24 protein-coding genes are annotated in these 25,158 nt (G+C 38.3%); all 24 read right to left on the bottom strand.

The features are described from left to right. Positions 1-27: 27 nt before the first annotated feature. The 24 genes from moeB to BUA88_RS01045 all read right to left on the bottom strand — a co-directional run bounded on the left by moeB (position 28) and on the right by BUA88_RS01045 (position 25,158). Positions 28-1,485 (bottom strand): molybdopterin-synthase adenylyltransferase MoeB, encoded by a 1,458-nt coding sequence (gene moeB / locus BUA88_RS01160; protein WP_072911252.1) that lies wholly within the window; start codon positions 1,483-1,485, stop codon positions 28-30. Between the two features lie 18 nt (positions 1,486-1,503). Next, a complete protein-coding gene (locus tag BUA88_RS01155; protein ID WP_072911249.1) occupies positions 1,504-1,920 on the bottom strand; it encodes a M67 family metallopeptidase in 417 nt (138 codons plus the stop codon). A 161-nt stretch (positions 1,921-2,081) separates the two neighbouring features. Next, positions 2,082-3,719, bottom strand: coding sequence for a sulfate adenylyltransferase subunit 1 (locus BUA88_RS01150; RefSeq protein WP_072911246.1), 1,638 nt, complete (start codon positions 3,717-3,719; stop codon positions 2,082-2,084). Continuing rightward, positions 3,719-4,624: a sulfate adenylyltransferase subunit CysD gene (gene cysD / locus BUA88_RS01145; RefSeq protein ID WP_072911243.1), complete on the bottom strand. Its 906-nt coding sequence runs from the start codon at positions 4,622-4,624 to the stop codon at positions 3,719-3,721. The genes BUA88_RS01150 and cysD overlap by 1 nt, the downstream gene beginning before the upstream one ends. 11 nt (positions 4,625-4,635) lie before the next feature. Further along, positions 4,636-4,947 carry a 4Fe-4S dicluster domain-containing protein gene (locus tag BUA88_RS01140; protein ID WP_072911240.1) on the bottom strand — a complete coding sequence of 104 codons (312 nt, stop codon included), beginning with the start codon at positions 4,945-4,947 and terminating at the stop codon, positions 4,636-4,638. Beyond that, positions 4,947-6,671 carry an adenylyl-sulfate reductase subunit alpha gene (locus BUA88_RS01135; RefSeq protein ID WP_072911237.1) on the bottom strand — a complete coding sequence of 575 codons (1,725 nt, stop codon included), beginning with the start codon at positions 6,669-6,671 and terminating at the stop codon, positions 4,947-4,949. The genes BUA88_RS01140 and BUA88_RS01135 overlap by 1 nt, the downstream gene beginning before the upstream one ends. A gap of 10 nt (positions 6,672-6,681) precedes the next feature. Next, positions 6,682-7,743: a sulfate/molybdate ABC transporter ATP-binding protein gene (locus BUA88_RS01130; RefSeq protein ID WP_072911234.1), complete on the bottom strand. Its 1,062-nt coding sequence runs from the start codon at positions 7,741-7,743 to the stop codon at positions 6,682-6,684. 14 nt (positions 7,744-7,757) lie between these two features. Continuing rightward, entirely contained in the window at positions 7,758-8,588 is an 831-nt protein-coding gene (gene cysW, locus BUA88_RS01125; protein ID WP_072911231.1) for a sulfate ABC transporter permease subunit CysW, read from the bottom strand. An 11-nt stretch (positions 8,589-8,599) separates the two neighbouring features. Then, positions 8,600-9,433 (bottom strand): sulfate ABC transporter permease subunit CysT, encoded by an 834-nt coding sequence (gene cysT / locus BUA88_RS01120; protein WP_200798832.1) that lies wholly within the window; start codon positions 9,431-9,433, stop codon positions 8,600-8,602. 57 nt (positions 9,434-9,490) lie between these two features. Beyond that, entirely contained in the window at positions 9,491-10,597 is a 1,107-nt protein-coding gene (locus BUA88_RS01115; RefSeq protein ID WP_072911225.1) for a sulfate ABC transporter substrate-binding protein, read from the bottom strand. A 187-nt stretch (positions 10,598-10,784) separates the two neighbouring features. Continuing rightward, the gene (locus tag BUA88_RS01110; RefSeq protein ID WP_072911222.1) at positions 10,785-11,417 is read right to left on the bottom strand and encodes a helix-turn-helix domain-containing protein; all 633 of its coding nucleotides are present in this window, start codon (positions 11,415-11,417) and stop codon (positions 10,785-10,787) included. Between the two features lies 1 nt (position 11,418). After that, positions 11,419-12,072 carry a DUF3990 domain-containing protein gene (locus BUA88_RS01105; RefSeq protein WP_072911219.1) on the bottom strand — a complete coding sequence of 218 codons (654 nt, stop codon included), beginning with the start codon at positions 12,070-12,072 and terminating at the stop codon, positions 11,419-11,421. Between the two features lie 98 nt (positions 12,073-12,170). Further along, entirely contained in the window at positions 12,171-13,259 is a 1,089-nt protein-coding gene (locus BUA88_RS01100) for an ABC transporter substrate-binding protein (protein ID WP_072911216.1), read from the bottom strand. Between the two features lie 68 nt (positions 13,260-13,327). Continuing rightward, on the bottom strand, positions 13,328-14,596 hold the full coding sequence (locus BUA88_RS01095) for a radical SAM protein (RefSeq protein ID WP_072911213.1): 1,269 nt from the start codon (positions 14,594-14,596) through the stop codon (positions 13,328-13,330). 152 nt (positions 14,597-14,748) lie between these two features. Continuing rightward, complete coding sequence (locus BUA88_RS01090; protein ID WP_072911210.1) at positions 14,749-16,101, bottom strand: MATE family efflux transporter; 1,353 nt, start codon at positions 16,099-16,101, stop codon at positions 14,749-14,751. Continuing rightward, positions 16,098-16,811, bottom strand: coding sequence for a 5'-methylthioadenosine/S-adenosylhomocysteine nucleosidase (locus BUA88_RS01085; protein ID WP_072911207.1), 714 nt, complete (start codon positions 16,809-16,811; stop codon positions 16,098-16,100). The genes BUA88_RS01090 and BUA88_RS01085 overlap by 4 nt, the downstream gene beginning before the upstream one ends. 9 nt (positions 16,812-16,820) lie before the next feature. Next, positions 16,821-17,252 carry a pyridoxamine 5'-phosphate oxidase family protein gene (locus tag BUA88_RS01080; protein WP_083572336.1) on the bottom strand — a complete coding sequence of 144 codons (432 nt, stop codon included), beginning with the start codon at positions 17,250-17,252 and terminating at the stop codon, positions 16,821-16,823. Between the two features lie 24 nt (positions 17,253-17,276). Continuing rightward, on the bottom strand, positions 17,277-18,194 hold the full coding sequence (locus tag BUA88_RS01075; protein ID WP_072911202.1) for an ABC transporter ATP-binding protein: 918 nt from the start codon (positions 18,192-18,194) through the stop codon (positions 17,277-17,279). Between the two features lie 9 nt (positions 18,195-18,203). Continuing rightward, a complete protein-coding gene (locus tag BUA88_RS01070) occupies positions 18,204-18,965 on the bottom strand; it encodes an ABC transporter permease (RefSeq protein ID WP_028246435.1) in 762 nt (253 codons plus the stop codon). A 9-nt stretch (positions 18,966-18,974) separates the two neighbouring features. Next, the gene (locus BUA88_RS01065; protein WP_072911199.1) at positions 18,975-20,063 is read right to left on the bottom strand and encodes an ABC transporter substrate-binding protein; all 1,089 of its coding nucleotides are present in this window, start codon (positions 20,061-20,063) and stop codon (positions 18,975-18,977) included. 65 nt (positions 20,064-20,128) lie between these two features. Continuing rightward, positions 20,129-21,397: a radical SAM protein gene (locus tag BUA88_RS01060; RefSeq protein WP_072911196.1), complete on the bottom strand. Its 1,269-nt coding sequence runs from the start codon at positions 21,395-21,397 to the stop codon at positions 20,129-20,131. Between the two features lie 28 nt (positions 21,398-21,425). Then, the gene (locus tag BUA88_RS01055) at positions 21,426-22,862 is read right to left on the bottom strand and encodes a nitrogenase component 1 (RefSeq protein ID WP_072911193.1); all 1,437 of its coding nucleotides are present in this window, start codon (positions 22,860-22,862) and stop codon (positions 21,426-21,428) included. Further along, entirely contained in the window at positions 22,863-24,257 is a 1,395-nt protein-coding gene (locus BUA88_RS01050; RefSeq protein WP_072911190.1) for a nitrogenase component 1, read from the bottom strand. It lies immediately after the preceding gene. A gap of 25 nt (positions 24,258-24,282) precedes the next feature. After that, positions 24,283-25,158, bottom strand: coding sequence for a nucleotide-binding protein (locus BUA88_RS01045; protein ID WP_028246431.1), 876 nt, complete (start codon positions 25,156-25,158; stop codon positions 24,283-24,285).

Genomic DNA, 25,158 nt, shown 5'->3' with positions numbered 1-25,158 from the left:
ATAGAAACGCTTATGCGATTTCTACCCTTATAACCATGCACCTTCATGGGAGAAGATAATATCTTTCATAGCATCCAATCCTCCCTTAAGATTGTACATAGGTCCTTCATAGCCAGCTTCCCTAAGGGTTCTGATTGCAAGCTCACTTCGCTTGCCTTGTTTACAAATAAATATGGTGTCAACATCAGGATTTAGTTCATTCTTCCTTCTTGCAAGCTGACCAATTGGAATAACAACTGCATTAGGGAATCGAAGAACTGCTCTTTCGTGAGGCTCTCTTACATCAACAAATGTGATTTGCTCCTCATTTTCAATTCTTCTAGCCAGCTCATCTGGCTCAACACTTTCTATTGGTTCCTCATCCTCATCCACCTTTAAGCCGCAGAATTCTTCATAATCAAAGTCCTCCACGTCAGTGATTGTTGGTGAGTAGCCACACAGTGGGCAATCGTGATTTTTATCTACATGCAGTATTCTTGAATGAAGATACAGACTATCTATAACAAGTAGCTTTCCATCCAAGTGCTCTCCAATTCCAATTATCAGCTTTAAGGCTTCGTTTGCCTGAATACTTCCTATTATTCCACCTAACGGACTTATAGAACCTCCTTCAGAACAGGTAGGAACAAGTCCCGGCTCTGGTGGAGCAGGATACAGACATCTCAGACATGGACCGCCTTTATAATTAAAGACTCCCACCTGACCTTCAAACTGGAAAATAGCGCCAAATACAAATGGTATACCTGTAAGCACGCAGGCATCATTTATCAGATATCTGGCTTTGTAATTATCAGTACAATCGATTACCAAATCATAGCCATCTATCACTGAGACGATATTGTCCGCATCAAGCTGAACATTCTCATCCTCGAACTTAATATTTCTATTTATATTTCTGACCTTGTCTCTGGCAGATGCCACCTTTGGTCTTTTTAAATCACGATTTGTATGAAGCACCTGATTCTGAAGATTTTCAAGGGATACCTCATCAAAATCCACCACCTTTATAGTGCCCACACCAGCTGCCGCAAGATACTGGATTACTGGTGAGCCAAGTGCACCAGCGCCTGCCACAACCACTCTTGCCGCCTTGATTCTCTTCTGACCTTTAACACCAATCTCACGAAGCATCAAATGTTTGCTGAAGCGCTCCACCTCCGAATCATCAAAAGCGACCTCTTTTCTTCTTGCATCTGAGATTATGCTGTCCTCTGGTGCTCCACCTGCAATTGCAGGAAGAAGAAGAACCTCTTTTGACGCATCAATAGCTTTGTTCCAATTATCTCTATGGCTATAATTTTCATCACCTACATATATTTGAACAAAGCTTCTGAGCTTTCCTTCTTCATCAAACAATACTTTTTTAGAATCTGGATACTCGTCGGTAAGAAACCGTAATGCGTCCTTTATGTTGTCAGCTTCTACATCAAGCTGTACGTTTTTATCAAAAAAATTTCTAAGTGTAGCCGAAATGTAAACTAGCATTATTCTTCCCTCCAAGTCTTATATATGAACCAGTACACTTTTTTCGATTACTTCTGTAATCTCCATTCCTTCTTTTTTGTATGCCCTCATATCAAAAACACCATTCTTTGTAACAGAAAAAACAAGATTCAAAACATAGGGCATCATATACTCTTTATCCAATGTAGATAGAATCGCCATCTTATCAGGATGAGAATGATAAAAACCTATGATTTCCTTTTGTTCCTTCTCAAATTTATATATATCCATCGGACTAATTGAAAAAAAGCTTTCCTTTTTATCTTTTTCTCTGTTTACTATTTCATGTATATCGTATATACGATTATCCTGAATGCTTCCAATAAGAATCCCACATGCCTCATCTGGATAGGTGTTTTCTACGTGTGCAGCTAATTTATTGTATGCATTCTCTTCGATTACAAATGTTTCACCCATAGCTAACTCCCCTCTTGCTTTTTGCATTCTCCTACCTAACCACTAGGTTGATAGGATTATAGACTCTAAGCCCTTTAAAATCAATACTTCTAGTTCCTAAAGATAATTAGAGCCAGCTATCAAATTAATTGATAGCTGGCTCTGTCTGCGCAAAATTCTTCTTAAATATAATCTCCAACTGTAGCTGTTTCACCACTTATTGCTGATGCTTTGTAAATATAATCTGATGCATCTGTCACTGAAGTGATTTCATCTGTGATCCAATCACTGATATATCCTCTTGTAGATTTAAATACAGAGGTATCCAAATCCTTTTTTGCAAAAAGCAGCACCACAATACCTGCATCATTAAGATGCTTTACAACACCCTTTATTCCATGGTTGCTTTCCGGTGCGTAAAGATATGTATGTCGTCCTCTGTTGCTAAGCTCTTTTTCCAGCTTCTGTACAAACTCAAGATTAACTAGTCTGCTTTCGCTAAGCTCTACTGTAATGGCTCTTTGTCCCTTCCAGTTGCTTCTCACTTCTCTATCTATAACTGTGGCAGAAATTCCCGCCTCTTCCTTATATACCTGGTTTACTACACCACAGGCAGAAGTCATATTTGTGATTCTATCAATAAGAATAAGCTCACCAAGTGTTTTGTGCTTTGCAAAGGTGTCTACCACGATGCTGTCTGCAAGCTGCAGCTCACATACGGCAATCTCATTTTTATCTAATGAGGTAGCTTCCTTCTTCTCTCCTGTATTTACATCAATTGTATTTCTGATATTTGTAACAACACCAGGAATAAGCTTTGTTCCAAGCTTTACAAAGAAGTTCTTTCCTGTCTCAAGCTTCTCATCATCCATCCAAAGAAGTGTAGCCTCAATTGATGATGTAACGCCTATTTCAACATTTGATGAAAGAACACAGCCTCTTGATACATCCACCTCTCGATTAAGCTGAATGGTGACAGGTCTTCCAATAGATGCCTCATCCACTTCTTTATCAAGTACATGAATGCTTTTAACATTAGCCTTTTCTCCACTTGGAAGAATGGTAAGCTCATCTCCCACATGAACCACACCTGCTTCAATCTGCCCCTGGAATCCTCTAAAGGTATGATTAGGTCGGCATACACGCTGTACTGGCATGTAAAATCCCTTCTCTTCCTTTTCAGATGCCACGTCCACCTGCTCAAGATATTCAAGCAAAACTGGACCCTCATACCAGTCGATGTTTTCTGAACGCTTTGTAACATTATCGCCTTCTGTGGCTGATACAGGAATAACTACATGGTTTTCAAGCTTTAATTCATTTACCAGCTCTTCAATCTGCTCGGTAATCTCATCAAAACGCTCCTTGCTATAACGCACAAGGTCCATTTTATTTATCGCAAATACGAAGTACTTAATTCCCATAAGAGAGCAGATTCTTGCATGTCTTCTTGTCTGCACCAGTACACCCTGCTTTGCATCTATAAGAATAACTGCAAGGTCTGCAAAAGATGCTCCCACAGCCATGTTTCTAGTGTATTCTTCGTGACCTGGTGTATCTGCAACGATAAAACTACGATTGTCAGTAGTAAAATATCTGTAGGCCACATCGATTGTGATGCCCTGCTCTCGTTCTGCCATAAGTCCATCTAAAAGTAGGGAATAATCAATAGCACCGCCTCTACTACCTACCTTTGAATCAAGCTCCAGTGCCTTTTCCTGATCTGCATAAAGAAGCTTTGAATCATAAAGAATGTGTCCAATGAGAGTAGATTTTCCGTCGTCCACACTTCCGCATGTAATAAATTTAAGTAACTGCATTAGAAATATCCCTCCCTTTTTCTACGTTCCATCGAGCCTGCTGCCTCGTTGTCGATAACTCGTGTTGTTCGCTCGCTGGAAACGGCACTTAGTGTCTCCTCTATGATTTCATCCAAAGTGTCAGCATCCGACTCCACACCGCCTGTAAGTGGATAGCAGCCCAGAGTTCTAAAACGCACCTTTTTATTTACAACCTCCTCACCAGGAGGAAGTCTCTTTTCCATTCTTTCATCATCCACCATGATGATATTTCCATCCCTGTAAACAACAGGTCTTTCCTTTGCAAAATAAAGAGATGGAATTTCGATATTTTCTCTTTTGATGTACTGCCAAATGTCTTTTTCAGTCCAATTTGAAAGTGGGAATACTCTTACTTCTTCACCTTTGAAAAGCTTTGTATTAAAAAGCTTCCACATCTCTGGGCGCTGATTCTTTGGGTCCCATGCATGAGCAGAATTTCTAAATGAAAAGATTCTCTCTTTTGCTCTGGATTTTTCCTCATCTCGTCGGCCTCCACCAAAGGCAGCTGTAAAACCGTACTTATCAAGAGCCTGCTTTAGTGCCTGAGTCTTCATAATATCTGTATAGGCACTGCCGTGATCAAATGGATTGATTCCCTGAGCAACACCTTCCTCGTTTACATATTCAAGCATTGTCAGTCCATATTTTTCTGCAACTGCGTCACGAAACTCAATCATTTCTCTAAACTTCCATGTGGTATTTACATGTAAAAATGGAAATGGTGGCTTTTCAGGGTAAAATGCCTTTAATGCAAGGTGAAGCATTACCGAGCTATCCTTTCCAATAGAATAAAGCATAACTGGCTTTTCGCATTCTGCGGCAACCTCACGGATTATGTATATTGCCTCAGCTTCCAGCTCATCAAGATGTGTCAATTTACTCATAGCATTCCTCTCTAGTATTTGTTAGATTCCTTCGTATTTACGGTAATTGTTTCACTGCTGCCATCGGGTCTTTTTACAATCCAGGTTCTTAAATCTCCTTTTTCTTCAACAGAAAGAATGGAACCCTTTCCTCCTATATCAGCTCCTAGGAAAAACTCGATAGCACCAGTCTTGCATTCCTTTAGACAGGAAGTACATCCCCAGCAGTCCTTTTCTCTTTTGATTACAGCTCTGTTATTTACTATCTTTATAAGATTTCCTGGACATACCTCTGCGCATCTTTTACAACCTATGCAGGACAAGGCGTTAATTCTAATACTCATTAAACCTCACCTCCTGCATCTACCAGTTTGTTGCCATCAAAGGCAAAAATCACTGGTTTGTAATCATCTACAACAAGTGGTCTTTTTATTATTTTTATCTGGTTGTCCTCTTTGATTGAATTAATATAGACCTCAAAATCCTTATCCTCGTCCGGATAATTTTTGTTTTCTGCAAAGCTGTGCCAACGTGTTTCTTTTCTGGCCTTTAAATGCTCTATAAGAGAAAGGCACACTGTTAATCTTTCTTTGATTTCGTAGATTTGTAATAACTCATCTGTATCAGAAGCCTTCAAGGTCTCAAGAACGTCAAACAAGCCAGAGATCTTTTCTTTTGCATGCTTTAGTCCTGTCTCATTAAACTGATAAGCCTTGTTGATTCCACCGGCATACTCATCCATGATTTTTTGCATGCTCTCTTCCAGCTGCTCTATGGTAATATTTCCTTCCTCATTATTTAAGAATTTTTCATACTGAGAAACTATGGTCTCCCAGCTATCATCAGAATATGCCTCCTGACCTTCTGCCAAAAATTCTTCAATTCCAAGTGCGGCAAGCTTTCCCTCTACTAGAGCTCCCGTTACGTATTTCTGTGGGGCACCTCCTGCCACATCTCCAGCAGCATACAAGCCTTTTACGGTAGTGGCTCTGTTATTGTCCACCCAGAATCCACTGGCTGTGTGACCGCCTACTATATATGGCTCTGTGCCTTCTATCTCCACATTCTGTTTAGCTGGTCCCTGACCGCCCTCTAGCCACTTTAGTGTCTGGGATGGTGCCATGTTCAGATAGGCTTTGTAAAGCTCGTCCTCCTGCTCCTTTGAAATCTCATCTGTCTTTAGATAACAGGGCCCATTTCCAAGTCTGTTTTCCTCAGTAGTGCCATAAACTCTTTCGCAGGTGGCAACGCCGTACTTTGTCTCATAAATTTCGCCTTTGCCATTCATCTGCTTTGCTCTCACACCCTGAGCTATGGTTCCTGTAGGAGCAATTGTATCCTTGCATCGAAGTGCGATAAATCTCATTTCAAGAGTGGTCATCTCTGCTCCTGCATTGATTCCCATAGCATAGCCTGCTCCGGTATTAAAAGGTGGATACCACATTTTATGTCTTGAAAAACCCGGGTTATTTGGTCGATAAAGACCTGCTGCTCCGCCTGTTGCAATAAGCACCGCCTTTGCTATTATCACGTAGGCCTTTTGACTATTTACATCAAACCCAACAGCTCCAAATACCTTATTATCCTTTACCAAAAGATCTGTAATATTAATATGATTAATGATTGAAACATTGTCCTGAGCCTCTGCCATCTTAGCTAAAATAGGCTTTATGTTTTCTCCATTTATCTTTATATTTCTGTTTCCTCTGGTAACATATTTACCATTTTCATCCTTTAAGATAACCAGCCCGTTTTCTTCAAGCTTATGTGTTACCTCATTTAGATTTTCAGATATGGATAAAAGCAAATCCTCTCTTACGATTCCCTTTGCATCCTTCTTACAATAATCCACATAATCCTGAGGAACTCTTCCCTCTGTAATATATGCATTTATGGCGTTTACACCGGCAGCAAGGCATCCGCTTCTTTTAATGTTTGCCTTTTCAGCCACAAGGACCTTGTGCTTTCCGCTTTGGCCAAATGTATATGCAGCGTAGCAGCCTGCTGTACCGCCGCCAATTATCAAAATATCTGTATTTAATTTTTCTACCTGTATCAATTCTTTCATTCAAACATCCTTAAATTACAACATCTTCTTCTGCAAGTGAGCTGTTAGTTGCCAGGAATACCTCATCCTCTGACACGATATAAAGTCGGTAAATAAACAAATCAACAGTCTCTCCAACCTTGATTTCAGGCTCGTTTATACTTCTGCTTGCAGATATCAGATTACCGTGAAGTCTCGCCTTTATTTCAAGACTGCTGCCTCTAAAGATAATATCTTCAACAACAGCTTCCTCAGCAGAATTTGCAAACTGAACGCTTTCGCCCTTCTTAAATACGCTTACAAACTCAGGACGAATATATGCCTTTGTACCCTCTCCCTTTCTGTTGAAATATCTAAACTCCTGATAGTTTTCTACAGCTACAGAATTTCCTATAAACTGTGCAACAAATGGAGTAAGCGGATTCTTATAAAGCTCCTGAGGAGTGCCGGACTGCTCCACTCTGCCCTGATTTGTTACGATGATTTCGTCTGCCACCTCGATGGCCTCATCCTGATCGTGAGTAACAAAAACACTTGTAATATTTAGCTTTGTAATCATCTCTCTAAGCCAGGTTCTAAGCTCTAATCTAACCTTTGCATCAATAGCTGCAAAAGGCTCGTCCAAAAGCAAAATCTTTGGATTTGGAGCAAGAGCTCTAGCAAAAGCCACCCTTTGTCTTTGTCCTCCTGACAGCTGACTAGGAAATCTTTTTTCCAGTCCCTGGCAGTTAATTAGATTTAATAGCTCTGTAACACGTTCCTTTATCTGATCTTCTGGTATCTTTTTAACTCTAAGACCAAAGGCAATATTGTCGTAAACTGTCATATATCTAAAAAGTGCATAATTCTGAAATACGAATCCTATCCCTCTTTCGCTTCCAGGTACATTATTTACCACCTTGCCATCGATAATAATCTCTCCAGAATCAGGTTGTTCCAAGCCTGCAATCATTCTAAGAATTGTAGTTTTGCCACTTCCAGATGGTCCAAGCAATGCCACGAGCTTTCCCTTTTCAATGGAAATATTAATGTCCTTAGATGCATGAAATTTTTTAAAGTGCTTATTAATATTATGAAGCTCAACGTAAGCCATATTTTTCACCCCTTCTACTTATTTAAATCAAGTTCCTTTTGTCCGCGTTTTTCAATTACCAGTCTCAGTATTAAAACTACAATTGCCAGCACTACCAAAATAGAAGATGCTGCAAATGCCCCTGTGAAATCATAGCCCTGATACAAAAGCTCTATATAAAGTGGCAATGTGTTTGTCTTGCCTCTAAGATGTCCTGATAAAACTGATACAGCGCCAAATTCTCCCATGGCTCTTGCTGTACAAAGCACTATTCCATAAAGCAAAGCCCATTTGATATGTGGAAATGTTACCTTTCTAAAAATGGTAAAGGTGCCAGCGCCCATAATTGATGCTGCCTCTTCTTCATCCGTTCCTTGAGCTGTAAGCACTGGTATAAGCTCTCTTGAAATAAATGGAAATGTGACAAAGATCGTAGCTAAAACGATTCCCGGAACAGCAAATATAATTTGAATTCCATAGGAATCTAAAATTGGATATAGACTGCTCTGTCGTCCAAAGGTAAGTACATAAATAAGACCTGCTATAATTGGTGAAACTGTAACCGGCAAATCTATAAAAGTAGATAATAGCTTTTTGCCCTTAAATGCATACTTTGTAATAAGCCATGCTGCAGCAATTCCAAATATCGTATTTACAATAACCGCAAATACGGTTGCCTCAATTGTCAAAAGAGCTGCCTTGATAGCATATTCATCTGTAACTGCATTTATATATCCGGAAATACCATCTTTTAATGCCGTAATTACGATATAAATGAGAGGAAGTATAAGAAACACTCCCAGGAAAATAAAACTGATTGTGATTAGAACATATTTTAAAACCTTATTCTCTCTTCTTAGATTCATAATCTCTTCTCCTATGCTTTTCCATTAACTCTCTTTGAAACAATGCTTTGTGCCAGTGCATTTACTGACAAAATAACAATGGCTATACCAAGCATTACAAGAGCGATGGAGGTTGCCGCTGAGTAATCGTATTCCTGTAGCTCTGACATGATAAGTAGTGGTGCAATCTCTGTTTCGTATGGAGTGTTTCCGGCGATGAAAACTACGCTTCCATACTCACCGATTGATCTGGCAAATGCTAAAGTAAAACCTGAAATAATCGCCGGTAATATTTCCGGAAAGATTACTTTTCTAAAGGTAGTCTTGGCATCAGCGCCTAAAATAAAAGCAGCCTCCTCGTACTGAATATCTATTTTTTCCAAAACTGGCTGCACGCTTCGTACTACGAATGGGATGCCAATAAAGACAAGGGCTACTGTAATACCAATTCTTGTGTAAGCTATTCTGATTCCAAAAAGATTGTAGAAAATCTGTCCCACCCATCCGTTTGTAGTGGTCAGATGTGTAAGTGAAATACCTGCAACTGCTGTTGGCAGAGCAAATGGAAGCTCTATGATTCCATCTATAAATCTCTTTCCTTTGAAGTCATATCTTACTAATATCCAAGCCAGGATAAGACCCATTACCACATTGATAAGTGAAGCAACAAAGGCTGTGGAGATAGATACAAAATATCCTGAAAGAATTCTTGGTCTTGTCACCGTATATACGAATTCTGAAAAACTTAATTTTGCAGAAAAGACTACAAGAGAACAAAGGGGAATCAACACAATGATACTTAGTATCGTAATTGTTATTCCCATTGAAATTCCAAAGCCTGGTATTATACTTCTTCTTTTATTCATAGTCATAATCCTCTCTGAAAAACCTTGGAATGGGTTGCCCCATTCCAAGAAATAATCTTATTGCTCGTAAATACTGTCAAAGTTTGCACCATCAGCAAAGTGATCTGCTCTGGCCTGTGCCCAGCCACCGAAATGATTGATATCTGTAAGATTTACGTTGTCATTAATCCACTTTCCATCAGCTGGAATTTCTGTGATTGTGTTTGAATCAGCTGTAAATACATACTTGTCATAGATTGACTTTGTGCTAGGTCTGTAGAAGTTCTGTGCCTCAATTTCCTGAGCTTCATCTGAATACAAATATCCTAAGTATTCCTTAGCTACATCTGCTGTACCGTGCTTTTTAGCAACCTCATCTACTACAGCTACTGTTGGCTGGCAAAGAATTGAAACTGAAGGAACCACAATTTCATACTCTCCTGGGTATTCCTTAAGTGAAAGGAATGCTTCATTCTCCCAAGCAATAAGTACATCACCCTGCTTGTTTTCAACAAATGATGTTGTAGCTCCTCTTGCACCAGAATCAAGTACAACTACGTTTGCATAAAGCTGCTTGATTGAATCAAGAATTTCTGAATCATTCTGTCCCTGCTGCTCGAAGTAATACCAAGCTGCAAGATAGTTCCACATAGCACCACCTGATGTCTTAGGGTTTGGTGTGATTACACCGACATCTTCTCTGATTAAATCGTTCCAGTCATAAATCTTTTTTGGATTTCCTGAACGAACTAAAAATACGATTGTTGATGTGTATGGTGAGCTATCTAATTCGTACTCTGATGTAAATCCATCATCAATAAGACCTGCATCTGCAACAACCTGCACATCACCCTCAAGTGCAAGTGTTACCACATCTGCTTCAAGTCCATTAGCAACCTCAAGTGCCTGCTTACCAGAACCACCGTGTGACTGGGTAATCTCTACTGTCTGTCCAAACTCATCCTGATAGTGCTTCGCAAACACTTCATTGTATGCTGCATACAATTCTCTAGTTGGATCATAAGATACATTTGTAAGTTCGATAACCTCTCCCGAATTTGCTGCCTTTATCTCATCTGAACCCTCAGCTACTGATGAACCATTGCTACTGCTGTTTCCGCAAGCTATAAGCGATGTTGAAAGTGCTGCTACAATTGCAAGTGATAAAATTTTGTTCTTTTTCATACCTTTTCCTCCTTGGTGTTAAACATATTCGCCTACTAGGTTGCTAGGATAATAACAGAACACTACTCATAAATTCAATACTTTCACGCCTATTGAGTATTCAAAAAAAACAATGGCCAGCTATAAATCAAATCTATAGCTGACCAAAGTTATGGTTATTTCAATCATTATTCAACTGTTATCTGGGCTATATTAAATCCTCAATATCACATTTAAGTGTTTTTGTAAGGGCTAATACCGTAGAAGCAGAGGCTTTATTCAATTCTTTTGCCCCTATCTCATATTGCTGAAGAGTCCTAAGATTAATACCTGATTCCTTAGCCAATTGACTCTGAGACAATCCCAAAGCCTTTCTGTATGCCTGAAGTCGTCTTACTGTAGCAGAATTATCTCTTTTCATATCAATATAATCTACTATTTTTTCTTCATCCATTTCATGGAAAGGATGATATTTTGCCTTTAGTTCTTCCATAGTTATTAGCTTTTGAATGTCCCTGAATCTTTTGTTTGAACGCCACTGATAGTAAGCTAATACCCAGCCAGTCCAGTACTCTTCTGTAGGTTCTTTATAAATCGGCTTAGGAATAATAACCTTTGATGCATTTGTTTTAGATACAACATCAGCAACTAATTCTGCACCAGACTTTCCAGAAACAAATTTAGGATTACCTACTTCAAACTGAGCAGCAATTCCCGAGATAATAAAAAGCTTTAAAAAGTAATCAAGCTGAAACTTATAAATGCTTGCTGCTGTATCAAAGGCATCTGCAAGATTTTCCATAGCATCTGATAAATACATTTTATTATAAGGATGTGCCATCTTACTTCTCCTTTCTTATCAAATCCAAAATATAAACTCCATCTCTGTCCATAGCATTAGTTATTTTTTCATAATCAGCTCTAGCTTTAGTATCTCTTTGATTTTTTTTAGAAAAAAATTCAGTACTATCCACTGGCAATGCCTCAATAAAATTCAATTTTGAGAATGCATTTTTGCTTTTAATAAAATACTGAGTACCTAAATTTCCAAGATACATTGCCTTTTCAAGCTGAGCTATGCTTATAGAATTTGATATGAAAGCCCTAGCAAATGAAAAATAAGAATCATCAGCCCTATATCCCAAAACTACATCATAATCATCCAGAGATATATGGTAATGCCTCTTCAAATATTCCATTCCTTCTATGGCGACAGGGGCATTGACATTTAAAACTCTATGCTCTAGTAGAACTGTAAGCCAATGTAAAATACTATAATCTTCACTATTAAGATCTAGTACTTTCAGCCCCTTTATATCTAGTTCATAGATGTTTACAAAACCATCTCTTCCTTCATCTACTGCCCATTCTTTTGCAAGCTCTAAATGTCTAGTGCAATATAATCCCTGACCATAATCATTATATTTTTTCCCTAAATTAATTTTAGGCTCAGATATAATTTTATCCGAGCCATGATATAAAGTAATCTTATTCATTTTCACTCCTATACTTCTTTGGAAGTATAATTATTATAACTCCATAGAAGTATAGTTGCAACTATAGTTGAATAACCTATTCCTACATCCTCCTGTTGCTATTTTCTCTCCCAGGTAACAGCATCTGGCTTATATAAAGCTAGCGCATCGGTGTTGATGAAATCTGCTGGGTCGTACTGTGTTGGGAAATTCCCATTTTTGTAGCACCATTCTTCAACACTGTACAAATCCTCATATGCCTCCTGAGGAAATCCATAATCATGGGTGCTTTCCTGCCATCCCGAGATTACCAAGTCCTTTCTAAGACCAAGGTCTGCCTCTACCCATCCTGCAAATTCATCTAAATGTTCTGTTATATATGCAAATCCTTCTTCACTGACTGCCAAATATTTTGCCACCTCTGCCTTATGCTCCTCAAGGAACTTATTATTTGCTACAAGGAAGCAATACATTGGAGCCCCTACATCCACTATGCTTGTGAATGGTACCCAACCAGCCTCTTCAAATTTTGGTTGAACCTGTTTCCCAGCCCAATAAGCATCACCTGAATTTGATGTTGCAAGAGCAAGTGCCTCCTGAGAACTCGATACATTTGTATATTCCAGTTTGTCTGGATCCAAATCATATGTCTCAGCCAATTTACCATAATCGTATTCAACGACTACACCTGCATGTGAAATAAGAACTGCCCCCTCTAAATCTTTGGCTGTTTTTATGTGCTCAGGATTGACATACAAAACGGAAGTTTTATTGATACCTGTCATAGTAAAAGCTCTTAAATCTGTTTCAGCCAATGTATTACCAATTCTATTAATACCCGCATAATCTGCAAAATTACCTATATCCAGCTGGTCAATTGTAATAGCATCAATAGTATTTATTCCTGCTGCAAATTCAGTAGTCTCTAAATTAATCCCCCTGTCTTTTAAGAAATTAGTATGATTATCTAAAACTTTTAGATATTGATTAGGATCTCCTGAGCACACTCCAACCCTAAGTGTAATTTCGCCCACATCATCTATATTAAATGAGTCTGCATCAATGCTTGCTTCTTCATTCACTTCATTTTTCAAAGCAGAACCTGCCTCAATAGTATCCACACCTTCGTTGCCACAACCTGCAAATCCTGCACTAACTGCAATAGTCATTGTCACTGCAAGTATTTTCTTCAAGTAATTCTTTTTCATACCATACCTCCTAATATAAAAGGAGACCTTCTTTTCAAAAAAGAAAGCCTCCAGTCTTTTTGGTCAGCCTATGCTGTTTTTATTTCCTTAATGGTGTCTATATTTTCTACCGTATCGCCTTCATTCACAAAGTGAACTCTGTCCTCCTCGTGCCTTGGAATATCAAGATGATCTCCATCCAAATCATAGAAGTTATCAAAGATACTGTTTTCTCCATTAACTGAGCTATATAAATCTCTATGAGTGATTCCATTTTTTCTGAGAAGCGTGTATGTCTTTTGATATAAATCTAAATACCAGTCTGGATCTGGAGCTCTATGTCCCTCAAGCTCTGAGCCAGGATTAGGCAGCCAATGAAGTGGAATTGCTACAACACCAAGTTCTGTCAAATATTCAATACCTTCAAGTAGTGTTGATTTAGGTTCAATTCCAGCCACAAAGAATGAGCGAACATTTCCTCTTCCAAATACTTCAACCTCATGCTTTAGGGCATTTATCCAATTTTGTCTACCGCCACAGATTTGTTCCTTGCCAGGGCAAATTGTCTTGAAGATGTTCTCATCCCACACCTCCATGTTGGATGAAATTGCACTGTAACCAGCTTCCTTATATTTCTCTATTACAGATAAATCTGCTGGAGCACCAACACAAGCTGCACCTCCAAATTCCTTTAGACCTGTATAATCCTGAATAGCCTCAGCAACATCGATGTAATACTCTACCTCACGTCGCTCTGGAATAAATCCACCTGTAATGGTAATAGCCTGATATCCTTCTTCTCTTGCCTTTGCATATGTTTCCGCAATCTGTACAGGTGTTTTCCATGATATTCCCTGCAAATCTGCAAAACGGCTCTTTGTAGCGTTAATGTTGCAGAATTTACAATCCAATCCCTTATCCTTTAATGCACACTCGTTACTGTAGGCAACAGAAATTTTGGATTTTCCAACATCAGCGGCAATGGTCTTCATTGGAATGCCATCTGATGTTTTAAAATTGTGAAATTTAGGCTTCTCAACAAATGTAATTTCATCAAGCTGATTGCCCTTTTCCAAAAGATAATATTTCCCATTCTCATGCTGAATAGAAAATCTCGAATTGTGTTTGTAAGGTAGCCCTACTCTGAAATTGCTAGATAATCTTACAGATGTTGGCAGCTTTGTCTTGGTATAGGTTTCATGATTCATATCAAAACATGTTCGCACCTGTTCCTGAATTTCATTTTCAAAATCAAGTGTTGCAATTACTTCCGGACTAATATAGATGCCCTCACTTGAAATCTGGTTACCAAGATCAATTTCCCTGTACAATTCTTCTCTTGTTATTGCTCTTGACATGGTTCTCCTCCTTTTACTGTTTGTTTATATAAAAAAGAGGTTTAAAACATGGTTTTATAACCTGTTTTAAACCTCTAGTTTTCTAGTCAGTATTTTTTATTTTCATCTGTAAATCAAGAAACTAGGATATCTTTTCTAAATCCTCCTGTCACTTAATTAATTTCCAGTTTTGCATTCACCTGAAAATGCTCTCCATATTTTTGTATTCCATAAACGCTCATAATCACTATAGCTCCCACCAATACACTTAATGGATTAGCAATATACACTGACCATTTTCCTAATCCTGGAAATGTAGCATAGGCAAATGACACTCTGCAGATAATATTTAAAGTAAAGGCTAATAGGACAAATTTCATCTCCTTCTTACCTGTATATACTCCTATAAAACATCTAAAGAAAATCATAAATACCATCATTATCAAAATGGAAACCATATAATTCATTCCCTCGGAAACGATGGCTTCATCATATTCATCTAAGAAAAGCTTTATTATTTCACGACCCTGATAATAAATCAGTACAGAATAGAAACTTACCATAATCACACAAAGCTTAATTGCTGCCTTTACGCCTTCTTCTATTCTCTCAGGTTTACCTGCTCCAATATTTTGAGCTGTAAATACAGCCAACGCCTCTGCAATGGTAATAATCGGGAGCGATATTATTCCATCGATTTTTCCACCAATGGCTACCCCTGCAATCATCGCTGTACCACATTGATTTATTAGAGCTGATACTAAAATGATTCCCAGGGAAAGTATTCCCTGCTGCAAAATAGATGGAAATGAAACTCTGAGAATGTCCTTTAGCTTTTCTGATACCACACCAGCTTCAAAAGAAAATTTTGAACGCGGCACGGTAGCTATCAAATTCGTAAATACGATTATCATTGAAAGAGCCTGCGAAATTATAGTAGCAATTGCAGCGCCGTTTACACCTAAGCCAAAAATACAAATCAATACCAAATCAAGTAAAATGTTACATATAGTGCTTGAAAGTAATGCGATAAAAGTAATATTAGAATTTCCCCTTGCCTGCGTGATTGCAATGCCATAATTAAAGAGAAATACAAAAGGATAACCTATCAATATTATTCTTAAATAACCATATGCATCCTGAAAAATCACGTCCGGAACCTTTATAAATTCCATGATATTTGTAGCCTTTGTTATACCAATTACAGTACATATGACTCCTGTTGCTACTATAAGTAAAAAACCTACTTCTCTGCTGATATTGAAATCCTTTTCATCTCTTCTGCCATAGCTTTCTGAGCAGATTACTGAGATTCCTGCCTTTAAGCCAAGCACTATGGCGTTAAAAATGAAAATAAGATTACTTACAGAGCCAACAGCTGACAACGCCATGCTCCCTACATACCTCCCTACGATATAGGTATCCACCGCGTTGTACAGCTGTTGCAGAATATTACCAAGAGTCAAGGGAATAATAAAATACAGCAGTGAAACAGTAACATTTCCAGATGTCATATCTCTTTTCATGCTGTCTTACCATCCTCCTGTTCCAGATAATCAATAACTAATTTTGCTGGAAGCTTAAACATCTCCCGTCTTAATTTAAGCTCAGCACTGTCTATCTGCTTTTTCTTACTTAATAAACCAATGGTCTTTTTATTTGCCATATCAGAAAAACTTCTAATGCCAATAAAATCGATTTTCTTGGCAGTTGCCACCTGGGCTACAGCGGCTGTTTCCATATCAAATGCAATCGGCTTGAATTCCTTTTTTATAGCTCTTCTCTTTTTTCTCTCATAGAGAACAAAATCGCCTGTTGCAATCCTTCCTGCTCTGAAACTAATCTCGCTAGCCTTTGCCACCTGAATTATTCCCTCGAGAAGATACCTTGGAGTAGGATCAATAACTGGACTGTTTTCAGGTATCAATGTTCTCATATCTACCTGCACATAATCTGTACCAATTGCTACTGACCCTCTGTCCAAATCATCAGCTAAGCCTCCTGCCACACCAACATTTACGATTAAGTCCGGATTAACATCATTTATTGCATCTGCTGTTTGAAATGCAGCATTGACTTTTCCTACGCCTAAGACCTTCACATAAACATAAATATCTTTTATCGTATTTACGTATTCTCCCTCATCCTGTTTAATCCAGTCAGTATTGTCTCTCAAATATTCGTCTATGAATTCTGTTTCCTGAGGCAATGCACTCACAATCAATACTTTTTTCATGCCACCACCTTATACCAGCTGGCTTGCTGGAACTACTAGCTGCTTTGGGTCTGCCTGAAAATCAAGAACCTTTACTGATTCCGTCTCTACTTTAAAAATCACATTTACCTGTGGATCATAATTGAGCTGCGGACGTCTCTCTTTAATAAGGCTGGCTGCCTTCTTTGCATCAAGCTCATCCAGCTCTAATGCACGTCCATAAATGGTTACATTCTTTGGAGCCTGCTGTCCCTCATGCTGAAATAAAAGAGCCACATTATTGTTGTGAGCAATATCCTTTGTCTTATCAGTATTTTTTGTAGTTTGAAAAACAATGTCCTTACCATCGATAGAGTATCCACCGATATGTCTGAGCTGTGGGTTTCCTGCCTCATCTACAGTAGAAAGAACCAAGCTCTTATTCTCATAAATATAATCCTTTATATCTTTAAAATTTGCCATAATATTATCCTCCTGTCTCTTCCCTTATACGGCTACAGAATTAGCCTCTGCTACTTCATTTTCAACAGCTTCTTCCTCATTTTCTGCCTTCTGTAAGCCTTCGTGCTTTGCCTTTGATGCTCTTATAGCATTCTCAAGCTGCTCAGTAGTGTATTTTATAAACTCCCCTACTCTTTGATCATTAACATCTCTTGGATACTTATAAGGAACGGTAATTTTATCAACGATACTTGCATCTGGAGCCACCGAGAAAATACTGATATTCTCACCTAAATAAACTGCTTCTGCTATATCGTGAGTAACAAAAAGAATTGTCTTTCCAGTCTTTTTCCAAATGTTAATAAGCTCGTCCTGAAGTGTTCGTCTTGTCTGAGCATCAAGAGCTCCAAATGGCTCATCCATAATTAAAACCTCTGGATTGGCAGCAATACTTCTGGCAATCTGGACTCTTTGCTTCATACCACCTGAAAGTTCATCAGGGTATTTATGCTCATGTCCTTTTAGCCCTACAAGCTCGATAGCATCTAATGCAATTTTTTTACGCTCCTCCTTTTTTACACCTCTCATCCTAAGGCCATACTCCACATTTTTTTGAACTGTAAGCCATGGGAATATAGCCGAGTCAGCATTTTGGAAAACTACACCTCTCTCAGAACCAGGTCCTGAAATTTCTTTGTCATCAAGCTTTACGGAACCTTCTGTCTTATTTAAAAAGCCTGCTACAATATTTAAAAGTGTGGTTTTTCCACATCCGCTGGCTCCTAAGAATATGTGAAATTCTCCCTCTTTTATTTCAAGATTTACATCCTTTAATACGAAATCTGTCTCGTGGCCTACGAAATTATCATGGGCACTGTTACCCTTTGTGAATAAAAGAGCTTTGTTCTCTACATCATATTTTTTGCTGATATGTTCAATTTTAATTTTAGTATTATTAGACATAAGCTCCTCCTATCCTGTAACGCCATAATGCTTAAGTGATTTTTTTGCTACGAATCTAAGAAATTTATCAGCAAAAAATCCTAAAACACCAAGAGTTACGATTCCTACAAAAATCCAATCAGTTCTGTAATAAAGTCGTGATGTATAAACCAGATAACCAAGTCCACTATTAGCTGCCAGCATTTCAGCTCCTACAATGGAAATAATGGCTGTACTAAGACCAAGTCTTGCGCCTGTCAAAATACTAGGTACTGCTCCTGGAACAGTTACAGTGATAAAGGACTGAAATCTGTTTGCTCCAAGTGACTCTGCTGCCTGATACTTCACTGGATTGATAGTATTTACACCAGCTATTGTGTTTATAATGATTGGAAAAATAGATGCATAAGTAATCAAAATCAGTTTTGATTCTTCACCTACACCAAACCACATCAGAAAGAGAGTCAAAAAACCAATAGCTGGTACAAATCTGAAGAAATTTATAAATGGCTCTATAAACCAGTTCACAATTCTGAATCTACCAATCAGCAGTCCCACAGGAATTCCAATTAGTAGTGCTCTACTCCAGCCTAAAAGCACACGCTGAACACTAATACTTATATCCTCCCAAAGCTTTCCATTTAGCACGATTTCTTTAAAACCTACAAAAGTCTCTACTGGACTTGGAAAAAATGATTCTGCGTAAAACAGTGACACTATTCCCCAAATCACAAATAGTACCGCCCAGGAAATGATTCCGCTTTTAATAATTTTTCTCGTAATATTCTTCATAGGGACCTCCTATTTTGCCTGCCAGGTTACCTCGTCTGGTGAAACCAAAGCCAAGGCATCTGTGTTAATGTAATCAGTAAAATCGTATTCTGTTGGGAAATTACCATTCTTATAACACCAGTCTTCAACCTTGAGCAGATCTTCATAAGCATCCTGTGGGAATGTGTAATTATGTGTAGCTTCCTTCCAGCCTCTTATAACCAAATCTTTATCAAGACCTATATCAGCCTGAACCCAGCCTGCAAACTCATCAAGGTTCTCATCAATATAATCAAAGGCTTCGTCACTAACCTTTAAAAACTTTGCAACCTCTGCCTTGTGCTCCTCCAAATATGAATTGTTTGCTACTAAGAATGTATACATAGTTGCGTCAACATCAGAAATATTTACAAGAGGCTTCCAACCAACCTCTTCAAACTTAGGAGCAATCTGATCATTTACCCAATAGCTGTCTGCTCCGTTTGTAGCAGCTAATGCAATTGCCTCCTGTGTACTTGATACGTTTACTAATTCTACCTTTGACTTATCAATATCATAGGTTTCGAATAATTTTCCATAATCATATTCAAATACAACACCTGCCATTGAGATTGCTGTATGCCCTTCCAAATCCTTTGGCTCCTTAATAGTATCTGGATTTACATAAAGGTTATATGCATTAGATTTTCTGATGGTGGCAAAAGCTCTAAGCTGTGTATCTGCTAAGGTATTACCAATTCTATTTACACCTGCATAATCTGCAAAAAGACCTACATCTAATTGATCTGTAGTAATGGCATCAATTGTATTAATACCAGCTGCAAACTCTGTAGTTTCAAGATTAATACCTCTATCCTTCAGATAGCCTGTGTGATTATCTAAAATCTTTAGATATTGATTTCCGTCACCAGAATTCACACCTACTCTGATAGTAAATTCTCCTACATCATCAATATTGAAATTTTCAGGATCGATTTCTACTTTCGTTTCCTCATCCGACTTTAATTTTGAACCAGCCTCTATAGTATCAGCCCCTTCATTTCCACAACCTACAAATCCTACGGTCATAGATAATGCTGCTGTTATAGCCAAAAATTTCTTTATGTAATTCTTTTTCATATTTTCCTCCTACAAAGCAAAGAGGCTCCCTCTTTTTGAGGAAGCCTCCAGTTTTCTGGTCAGCCTTATGCTGTTTTCTCTATTAATTCTTCTTCTCTATTATCTACTGTGCTATCTTCTCCAACAAAGTGAACTCTGTCAGCCTCGTGCTTTGGAATATCAAGATGATCACCATCTAAATCATAGAAGTAATCAAAGATTGAATTCTCAACGTTTGCTGAATGATACAAATCTCTATGAGTAAGACCATTCTTCTTAAGCAATGTATATGTCTTCTGATATAAATCCAAATACCACTCTGGAGTTGGAGCTCTATGTCCTTCAAGTGCAGAACCTGGATTTGGAATCCAATGAAGTGGTATTGCCACTATACCGAGCTCTGTAAGATATTCAATACCTTCAAGAAGTGTAGATTTTGGTTCAATACCTGCAACAAAAAATGAGCGAACATTTCCTTTACCGAATACTTCAACCTCATGCTTAAGAGCGTTAATCCAATTCTGTCTTCCACCACAAATCTGTTCCTTACCAGGGCAGATTGTCTTGAAGAAGTTCTCGTCCCATACCTCAAGGTTAGTAGAAATAGCCCTATAGCCTGCTTCCTTATATTTTTCGATTACTGAAAGATCACTAGGTGCACCTACGCAGGCTGTTCCACCAAAGTCCTGAAGACCTGTTAAATCCTGAATAGTCTCAGCCACATCAATATAGTATTCTACTTCACGACGCTCTGGAACAAATCCACCTGTAATAGTGATAGATTCATATCCCTCTTCTCTTGCCTTTGCGTATGTTTCTGCAATCTGATATGGTGTCTTCCAAGAGATTCCCTGTAAATCCGCAAATCTGCTCTTAGTTGCGTTGATGTTACAGAATTTGCAGTCAAGTCCCTTATCCTTGAGAGCACATTCGTTACTGTAGGCAACTGTTACCTTTGTCTTACCAACCTCGTTAGCGATGGTCTTCATATCTACACCATCAGAAGTTTTATGATTGTAGAATTTTGGCTTTTCCACAAAAGTAACTTCATCAATCTGATTGTTTCCCTCTAAAAGATAATACTTTCCATTTTCATGCTGAACAGAAAATCTTGAATTATGTCTATAAGGAAGTCCTAATCTAAAGTTACTTGATAGACGAATAGAAGTAGGCAGCTTTGTTTTTGTGTAAGTCTCATGATTCATATCAAAGCATGTTCTCATCTGCTCCTGAACATGATTTTCAAAATCAAGTGTGCTGATTACTTCTGGTGAAATATATATACCTTCATTTGCAATAATGTTGCTCAACTCAATCTCTTTAAATAATTCCTCTCTAGTAATAGCCCTAGACATAATAATCCTCCTTTTTAATTAACCGTGTTTAAATAGATTCTCTAACTGCACCCTGTGAAACCAGACCGACCTGCTTCACGTTGTGACTCTTCTTATAAGAATGCTCCTGCCAGACATTTTGTCCCTTTAACTCCTTCAGCTTGTTCTGGAGTTTTTCTTCTTTTTCTTTATCAGCCTGCTTAACTGCTGTTATATATTCAGCAATAACCCCAACTATACCTCGCACACCTATGGATGAATGATTAAGAATTGTTTTGTGATAAACAGGATATGATGCTTCCACAAGTGGAATACCATGTTTATCAGCAACATGCTGTTCTAAAGAACTTCCAATAACCAATTCTGCCTTTGACTGTCTGATAATATCGTTGATGTCCTTCTGGTCAGATGTCTTATAAATGTTCTTTGCTATAGAATTAAGAACTTCTTCATTATCCAAAGTATGTTCTTCATCCTTTTTCAATGCATCTGTTAATACCGCTGCAACTACCTCTGCGCCAAAAACCTCCTGAACCAGCTTCCCTAATCTGATTACATGCTCCTCTTCGCCAACAATAGCTACAGTTCTTCCAAGATCATTCTCAATAATTTCATCTCTGACTCTCGACCAGTAATTTAGCTCGTATTTCTGTTCCTTCTCTAAAAAGTGCTCTTTTGTCTCCTGATCGATAGTGATATACTCTTCAATTCCTTCAATAAGTGCTCTCTCATCATCAGCATTTATAGGTAATGCTGCCCTTTGAATTACTGGAATCTCAAATTTTTCATTCAATACCTTTGCAGGTAGTTCCCCCCATCTTCCAAATGTAATTGAAAGAGCAGCGTTCCTTGCATTTTCTATATCCTCAGTGCCCCCATCAGCACCAAAGAAGATATTTGTTTCCAATCCAACACCATTTAGAATTCTTGTTATCTCCTCAAGATTCCCCTGCCAATAGGGATCCTTCTGGGGAATAATTCCGAATATATTTACAAGACGTGGATTCTTTTCACCTTCATTCTTTTTAAGCTCATAAAATGATTTGAAAATGTCAGCTAACACATGTTCATATCCGTAATAAGCACTACCGTTAAATCCAGCTATCAATGTATCTACAACTGGCTCGCCTTGTTCAACAATCTCTCTTGTCATGGCATCTACGTCATCACCTACCATAGCTGACTCACAGCTATTGAGGATTATATAAAGAGAACCATCAACAACCTTTACTGTGTTTTTAATCTGCTCTCTAAGTCGTGACGCTCCACCGAAAATAACATGACGTTCCTGAGCTGCTGTTCCTGGTGTTGAATAGCCGGAAAATCTTGGATTTCCACCCGATGTTTTGGAATTGGCCAAATAATTGATTACTCCACAGCTTGCATTGGCATGAACCACAGGAACTACTCCCTGAATTTCCTGAACTGTCTGTAAAGCTCCATGAAGGGCACATCCATTTCTTGGATTCTTAATAATATTTGCCATCTAACTTACCTCCTGCTTTACATACCAGTTTCCACTTCGTTTCTTCCAGCTATCCTTATAACTGCTATTCTGTCTGTATTTATTTTGGAACCCAATTACCTTCCTAATTGAATTTACAATAACTTCAACTCCCTTAAAGCCGTAAGTTACCTTATTCTTTGTAGAAATAACTACAGCACCCTCATCCGTAGCAAATGAACTTCCTGAATTTTCACTGAAGAAAATATCTATCTGATTTTTTGATAATTCATTTGCCTTTTCAAACTGCTGGCCATTTCCAATGATTGCAACTGTGTTTTTCTGTAGAAAATCCAGTCTTTTAAGCTGCTTCCTATTCTCTAAATCCACAAATGGTGATGAAAAACCTACCACTTCTCCACCTAAATTAGTGAATAATCTTGCATATGCCGGCACCCTGCTAAGTGATGCGTCTATGAAGATTTTTCTATCTCCAAGCACATCCTTTACAACTGCCTGAGCAAGCTCAGACTCTACCTTCTCGATATAATCAACAACTTCCTGTTCTATATTTAAGAATGCTGCAATCTTGAGTAGAAAATTCTTTGTTCCTCTAAATCCTATTGGAGCTTCTGTCTCTATATAAGGTATCTCATAAAGCTCCTCAAGCTCTCTTGCCAGATAGTCTCCCTCTTCTGGATTAAGAACAACTGAGGCTCTCGCTCTTGATGCTCTTCTGATTTCATCTACGCTTGAGAATCTAGGAATCACCTGGAATTTAATATCAAGCTCATGGAAAATTTCGGCTATAGCTGCCACGTCTTCGATGTCTTCCGAAAATGAAATTATATTAATGAAGTTATCCTTAAGCTCAACATTTTTAGAAATCAGATATTTTAACAAGCTGTGTGTCACGATATCGTAACCTGTGACTGGAGTCTTGGTCTTAAAACCATCTGTATAAATGCTGATAATAGGAATACCTATCTCATCCTCAAGCTCCAAAATAACCGAATTAATATCATCATTATTTATGGCTACAACCGGTGTTCCAATAATTAATATCACCTTTGGATGCTTCTCTTCGTAGGCTCTTAAAATAGCTTCTCTAAGCTTATCATCACCGCCAAGTATTGTGTCCCTCTCAACAAGATTTGTAGAGTACCAGCTAAAGTCCTTTACATTAGACTGAGATATTCCAAGAGCACCACATCCCACTGAGCCATTTACTATAATCGCAGCATCCTCAATCTTTGAAAGAACATCAAATGCATAGATAGTTTCATCATCATGTATCTGTGAGAAGGTTCTGATTCTCTGCTTTATCTCTTCTCCAGAGGTTTCATCAATCAGTCCTTCCAGTGTTCCATGAAAATGACTAAGAGAGCTAAGACGTTTTTCTCTTGTTAATGCTTTTCTATCATCTATAGAACTCATACTTCCCGTTCTCCTTTCTGGGGTACTAAATTGCTTCTGCGACGCCTACCACTCCGCTTTCAATATCGTAAATACGATCTCCCCAGTTTCTTGCCCAGTCTCTAAGCTCAGCAGAGCCAAGTGGATTTGGAACCACAAGATTCTCATTTTCTGCAATATATTTTGCAAGATTTCTATAAATGTCAGCCTGAGCACTATTTGGCTTTGCCTCAATAACAGTCTTACCATAAAGCTCTGACTGCTGTACATCGATAGAACGATTTACGTATCCTGCAATGCTTGTACCAGTCTTTGCTACAAAATCCTCTACGATTTCACGATGGTATCCAGGCTTCATACTATTTGCAATAACACCACCAAGCTTTGCACCACCTGTAGGTGCGTACTTGTTAATGGCCTTGAAAAGATTGTTGGCTGCATATAAAGCCATGAAATCTGATGATGATACAACATAAGCTCTGTCTGTAATTCCATCTCTGATTGGAACTGCAAAACCTCCACATACAACGTCGCCAAGTACATCATAAAGAACGTAGTCTGGCTTGAACTCTTCAAAAAGATTAAGCTCCTGAAGAAGATTTACAGCTGCATTGATTCCTCGTCCTGCACAGCCTACACCAGGAACTGGTCCACCAGATTCAATACAAAGTACTCCGCCAAATCCCTTTACAGAAATATCATCCAAATGGATTTTGTTACCTTCTCTTAAGCTATCAAGAACAGTTGGAAGGTAGTTATTTCCTCTAAGTGTGTTTGTTGAATCACTCTTTGGATCGCATCCAATCTGAATTACTCTATATCCAGCCTCTGCAAGTGCTGCACTAATATTTGATGTTGTTGTAGATTTTCCAATTCCACCCTTGCCATAGATAGCGATATGTTTTCCGATTTTCTCTGCCAT

The sequence above is a fragment of the Pseudobutyrivibrio xylanivorans DSM 14809 genome (assembly GCF_900141825.1).
Lineage (GTDB): Bacteria > Bacillota > Clostridia > Lachnospirales > Lachnospiraceae > Pseudobutyrivibrio > Pseudobutyrivibrio xylanivorans.
The sequence above is the reverse complement of the archived record's forward strand: the minus strand, read 5'-3'. Positions and strand labels throughout refer to the sequence as shown.

What these genes read in the sequence shown, in the direction of transcription:
- BUA88_RS01050 (WP_072911190.1), bottom strand. Translation starts at nt 24,257, where the DNA reads ATGAGTTCTATAGATGATAGAAAAGCATTAACAAGAGAAAAACGTCTT.
- BUA88_RS01095 (WP_072911213.1), bottom strand. Translation starts at nt 14,596, where the DNA reads ATGTCAAGAGCAATAACAAGAGAAGAATTGTACAGGGAAATTGATCTT.
- BUA88_RS01150 (WP_072911246.1), bottom strand. Translation starts at nt 3,719, where the DNA reads ATGCAGTTACTTAAATTTATTACATGCGGAAGTGTGGACGACGGAAAA.
- BUA88_RS01065 (WP_072911199.1), bottom strand. Translation starts at nt 20,063, where the DNA reads ATGAAAAAGAATTACATAAAGAAATTTTTGGCTATAACAGCAGCATTA.
- BUA88_RS01080 (WP_083572336.1), bottom strand. Translation starts at nt 17,252, where the DNA reads ATGGCAAATTTTAAAGATATAAAGGATTATATTTATGAGAATAAGAGC.
- BUA88_RS01090 (WP_072911210.1), bottom strand. Translation starts at nt 16,101, where the DNA reads ATGAAAAGAGATATGACATCTGGAAATGTTACTGTTTCACTGCTGTAT.
- BUA88_RS01110 (WP_072911222.1), bottom strand. Translation starts at nt 11,417, where the DNA reads ATGGCACATCCTTATAATAAAATGTATTTATCAGATGCTATGGAAAAT.
- BUA88_RS01060 (WP_072911196.1), bottom strand. Translation starts at nt 21,397, where the DNA reads ATGTCTAGGGCTATTACTAGAGAGGAATTATTTAAAGAGATTGAGTTG.
- BUA88_RS01140 (WP_072911240.1), bottom strand. Translation starts at nt 4,947, where the DNA reads ATGAGTATTAGAATTAACGCCTTGTCCTGCATAGGTTGTAAAAGATGC.
- cysD (WP_072911243.1), bottom strand. Translation starts at nt 4,624, where the DNA reads ATGAGTAAATTGACACATCTTGATGAGCTGGAAGCTGAGGCAATATAC.
- BUA88_RS01085 (WP_072911207.1), bottom strand. Translation starts at nt 16,811, where the DNA reads ATGAAAAAAGTATTGATTGTGAGTGCATTGCCTCAGGAAACAGAATTC.
- BUA88_RS01055 (WP_072911193.1), bottom strand. Translation starts at nt 22,862, where the DNA reads ATGGCAAATATTATTAAGAATCCAAGAAATGGATGTGCCCTTCATGGA.
- BUA88_RS01115 (WP_072911225.1), bottom strand. Translation starts at nt 10,597, where the DNA reads ATGAAAAAGAACAAAATTTTATCACTTGCAATTGTAGCAGCACTTTCA.
- moeB (WP_072911252.1), bottom strand. Translation starts at nt 1,485, where the DNA reads ATGCTAGTTTACATTTCGGCTACACTTAGAAATTTTTTTGATAAAAAC.
- BUA88_RS01105 (WP_072911219.1), bottom strand. Translation starts at nt 12,072, where the DNA reads ATGAATAAGATTACTTTATATCATGGCTCGGATAAAATTATATCTGAG.
- BUA88_RS01155 (WP_072911249.1), bottom strand. Translation starts at nt 1,920, where the DNA reads ATGGGTGAAACATTTGTAATCGAAGAGAATGCATACAATAAATTAGCT.
- BUA88_RS01135 (WP_072911237.1), bottom strand. Translation starts at nt 6,671, where the DNA reads ATGAAAGAATTGATACAGGTAGAAAAATTAAATACAGATATTTTGATA.
- BUA88_RS01100 (WP_072911216.1), bottom strand. Translation starts at nt 13,259, where the DNA reads ATGAAAAAGAATTACTTGAAGAAAATACTTGCAGTGACAATGACTATT.
- cysT (WP_200798832.1), bottom strand. Translation starts at nt 9,433, where the DNA reads ATGAATAAAAGAAGAAGTATAATACCAGGCTTTGGAATTTCAATGGGA.
- BUA88_RS01045 (WP_028246431.1), bottom strand. Translation starts at nt 25,158, where the DNA reads ATGGCAGAGAAAATCGGAAAACATATCGCTATCTATGGCAAGGGTGGA.
- BUA88_RS01130 (WP_072911234.1), bottom strand. Translation starts at nt 7,743, where the DNA reads ATGGCTTACGTTGAGCTTCATAATATTAATAAGCACTTTAAAAAATTT.
- cysW (WP_072911231.1), bottom strand. Translation starts at nt 8,588, where the DNA reads ATGAATCTAAGAAGAGAGAATAAGGTTTTAAAATATGTTCTAATCACA.
- BUA88_RS01070 (WP_028246435.1), bottom strand. Translation starts at nt 18,965, where the DNA reads ATGAAGAATATTACGAGAAAAATTATTAAAAGCGGAATCATTTCCTGG.
- BUA88_RS01075 (WP_072911202.1), bottom strand. Translation starts at nt 18,194, where the DNA reads ATGTCTAATAATACTAAAATTAAAATTGAACATATCAGCAAAAAATAT.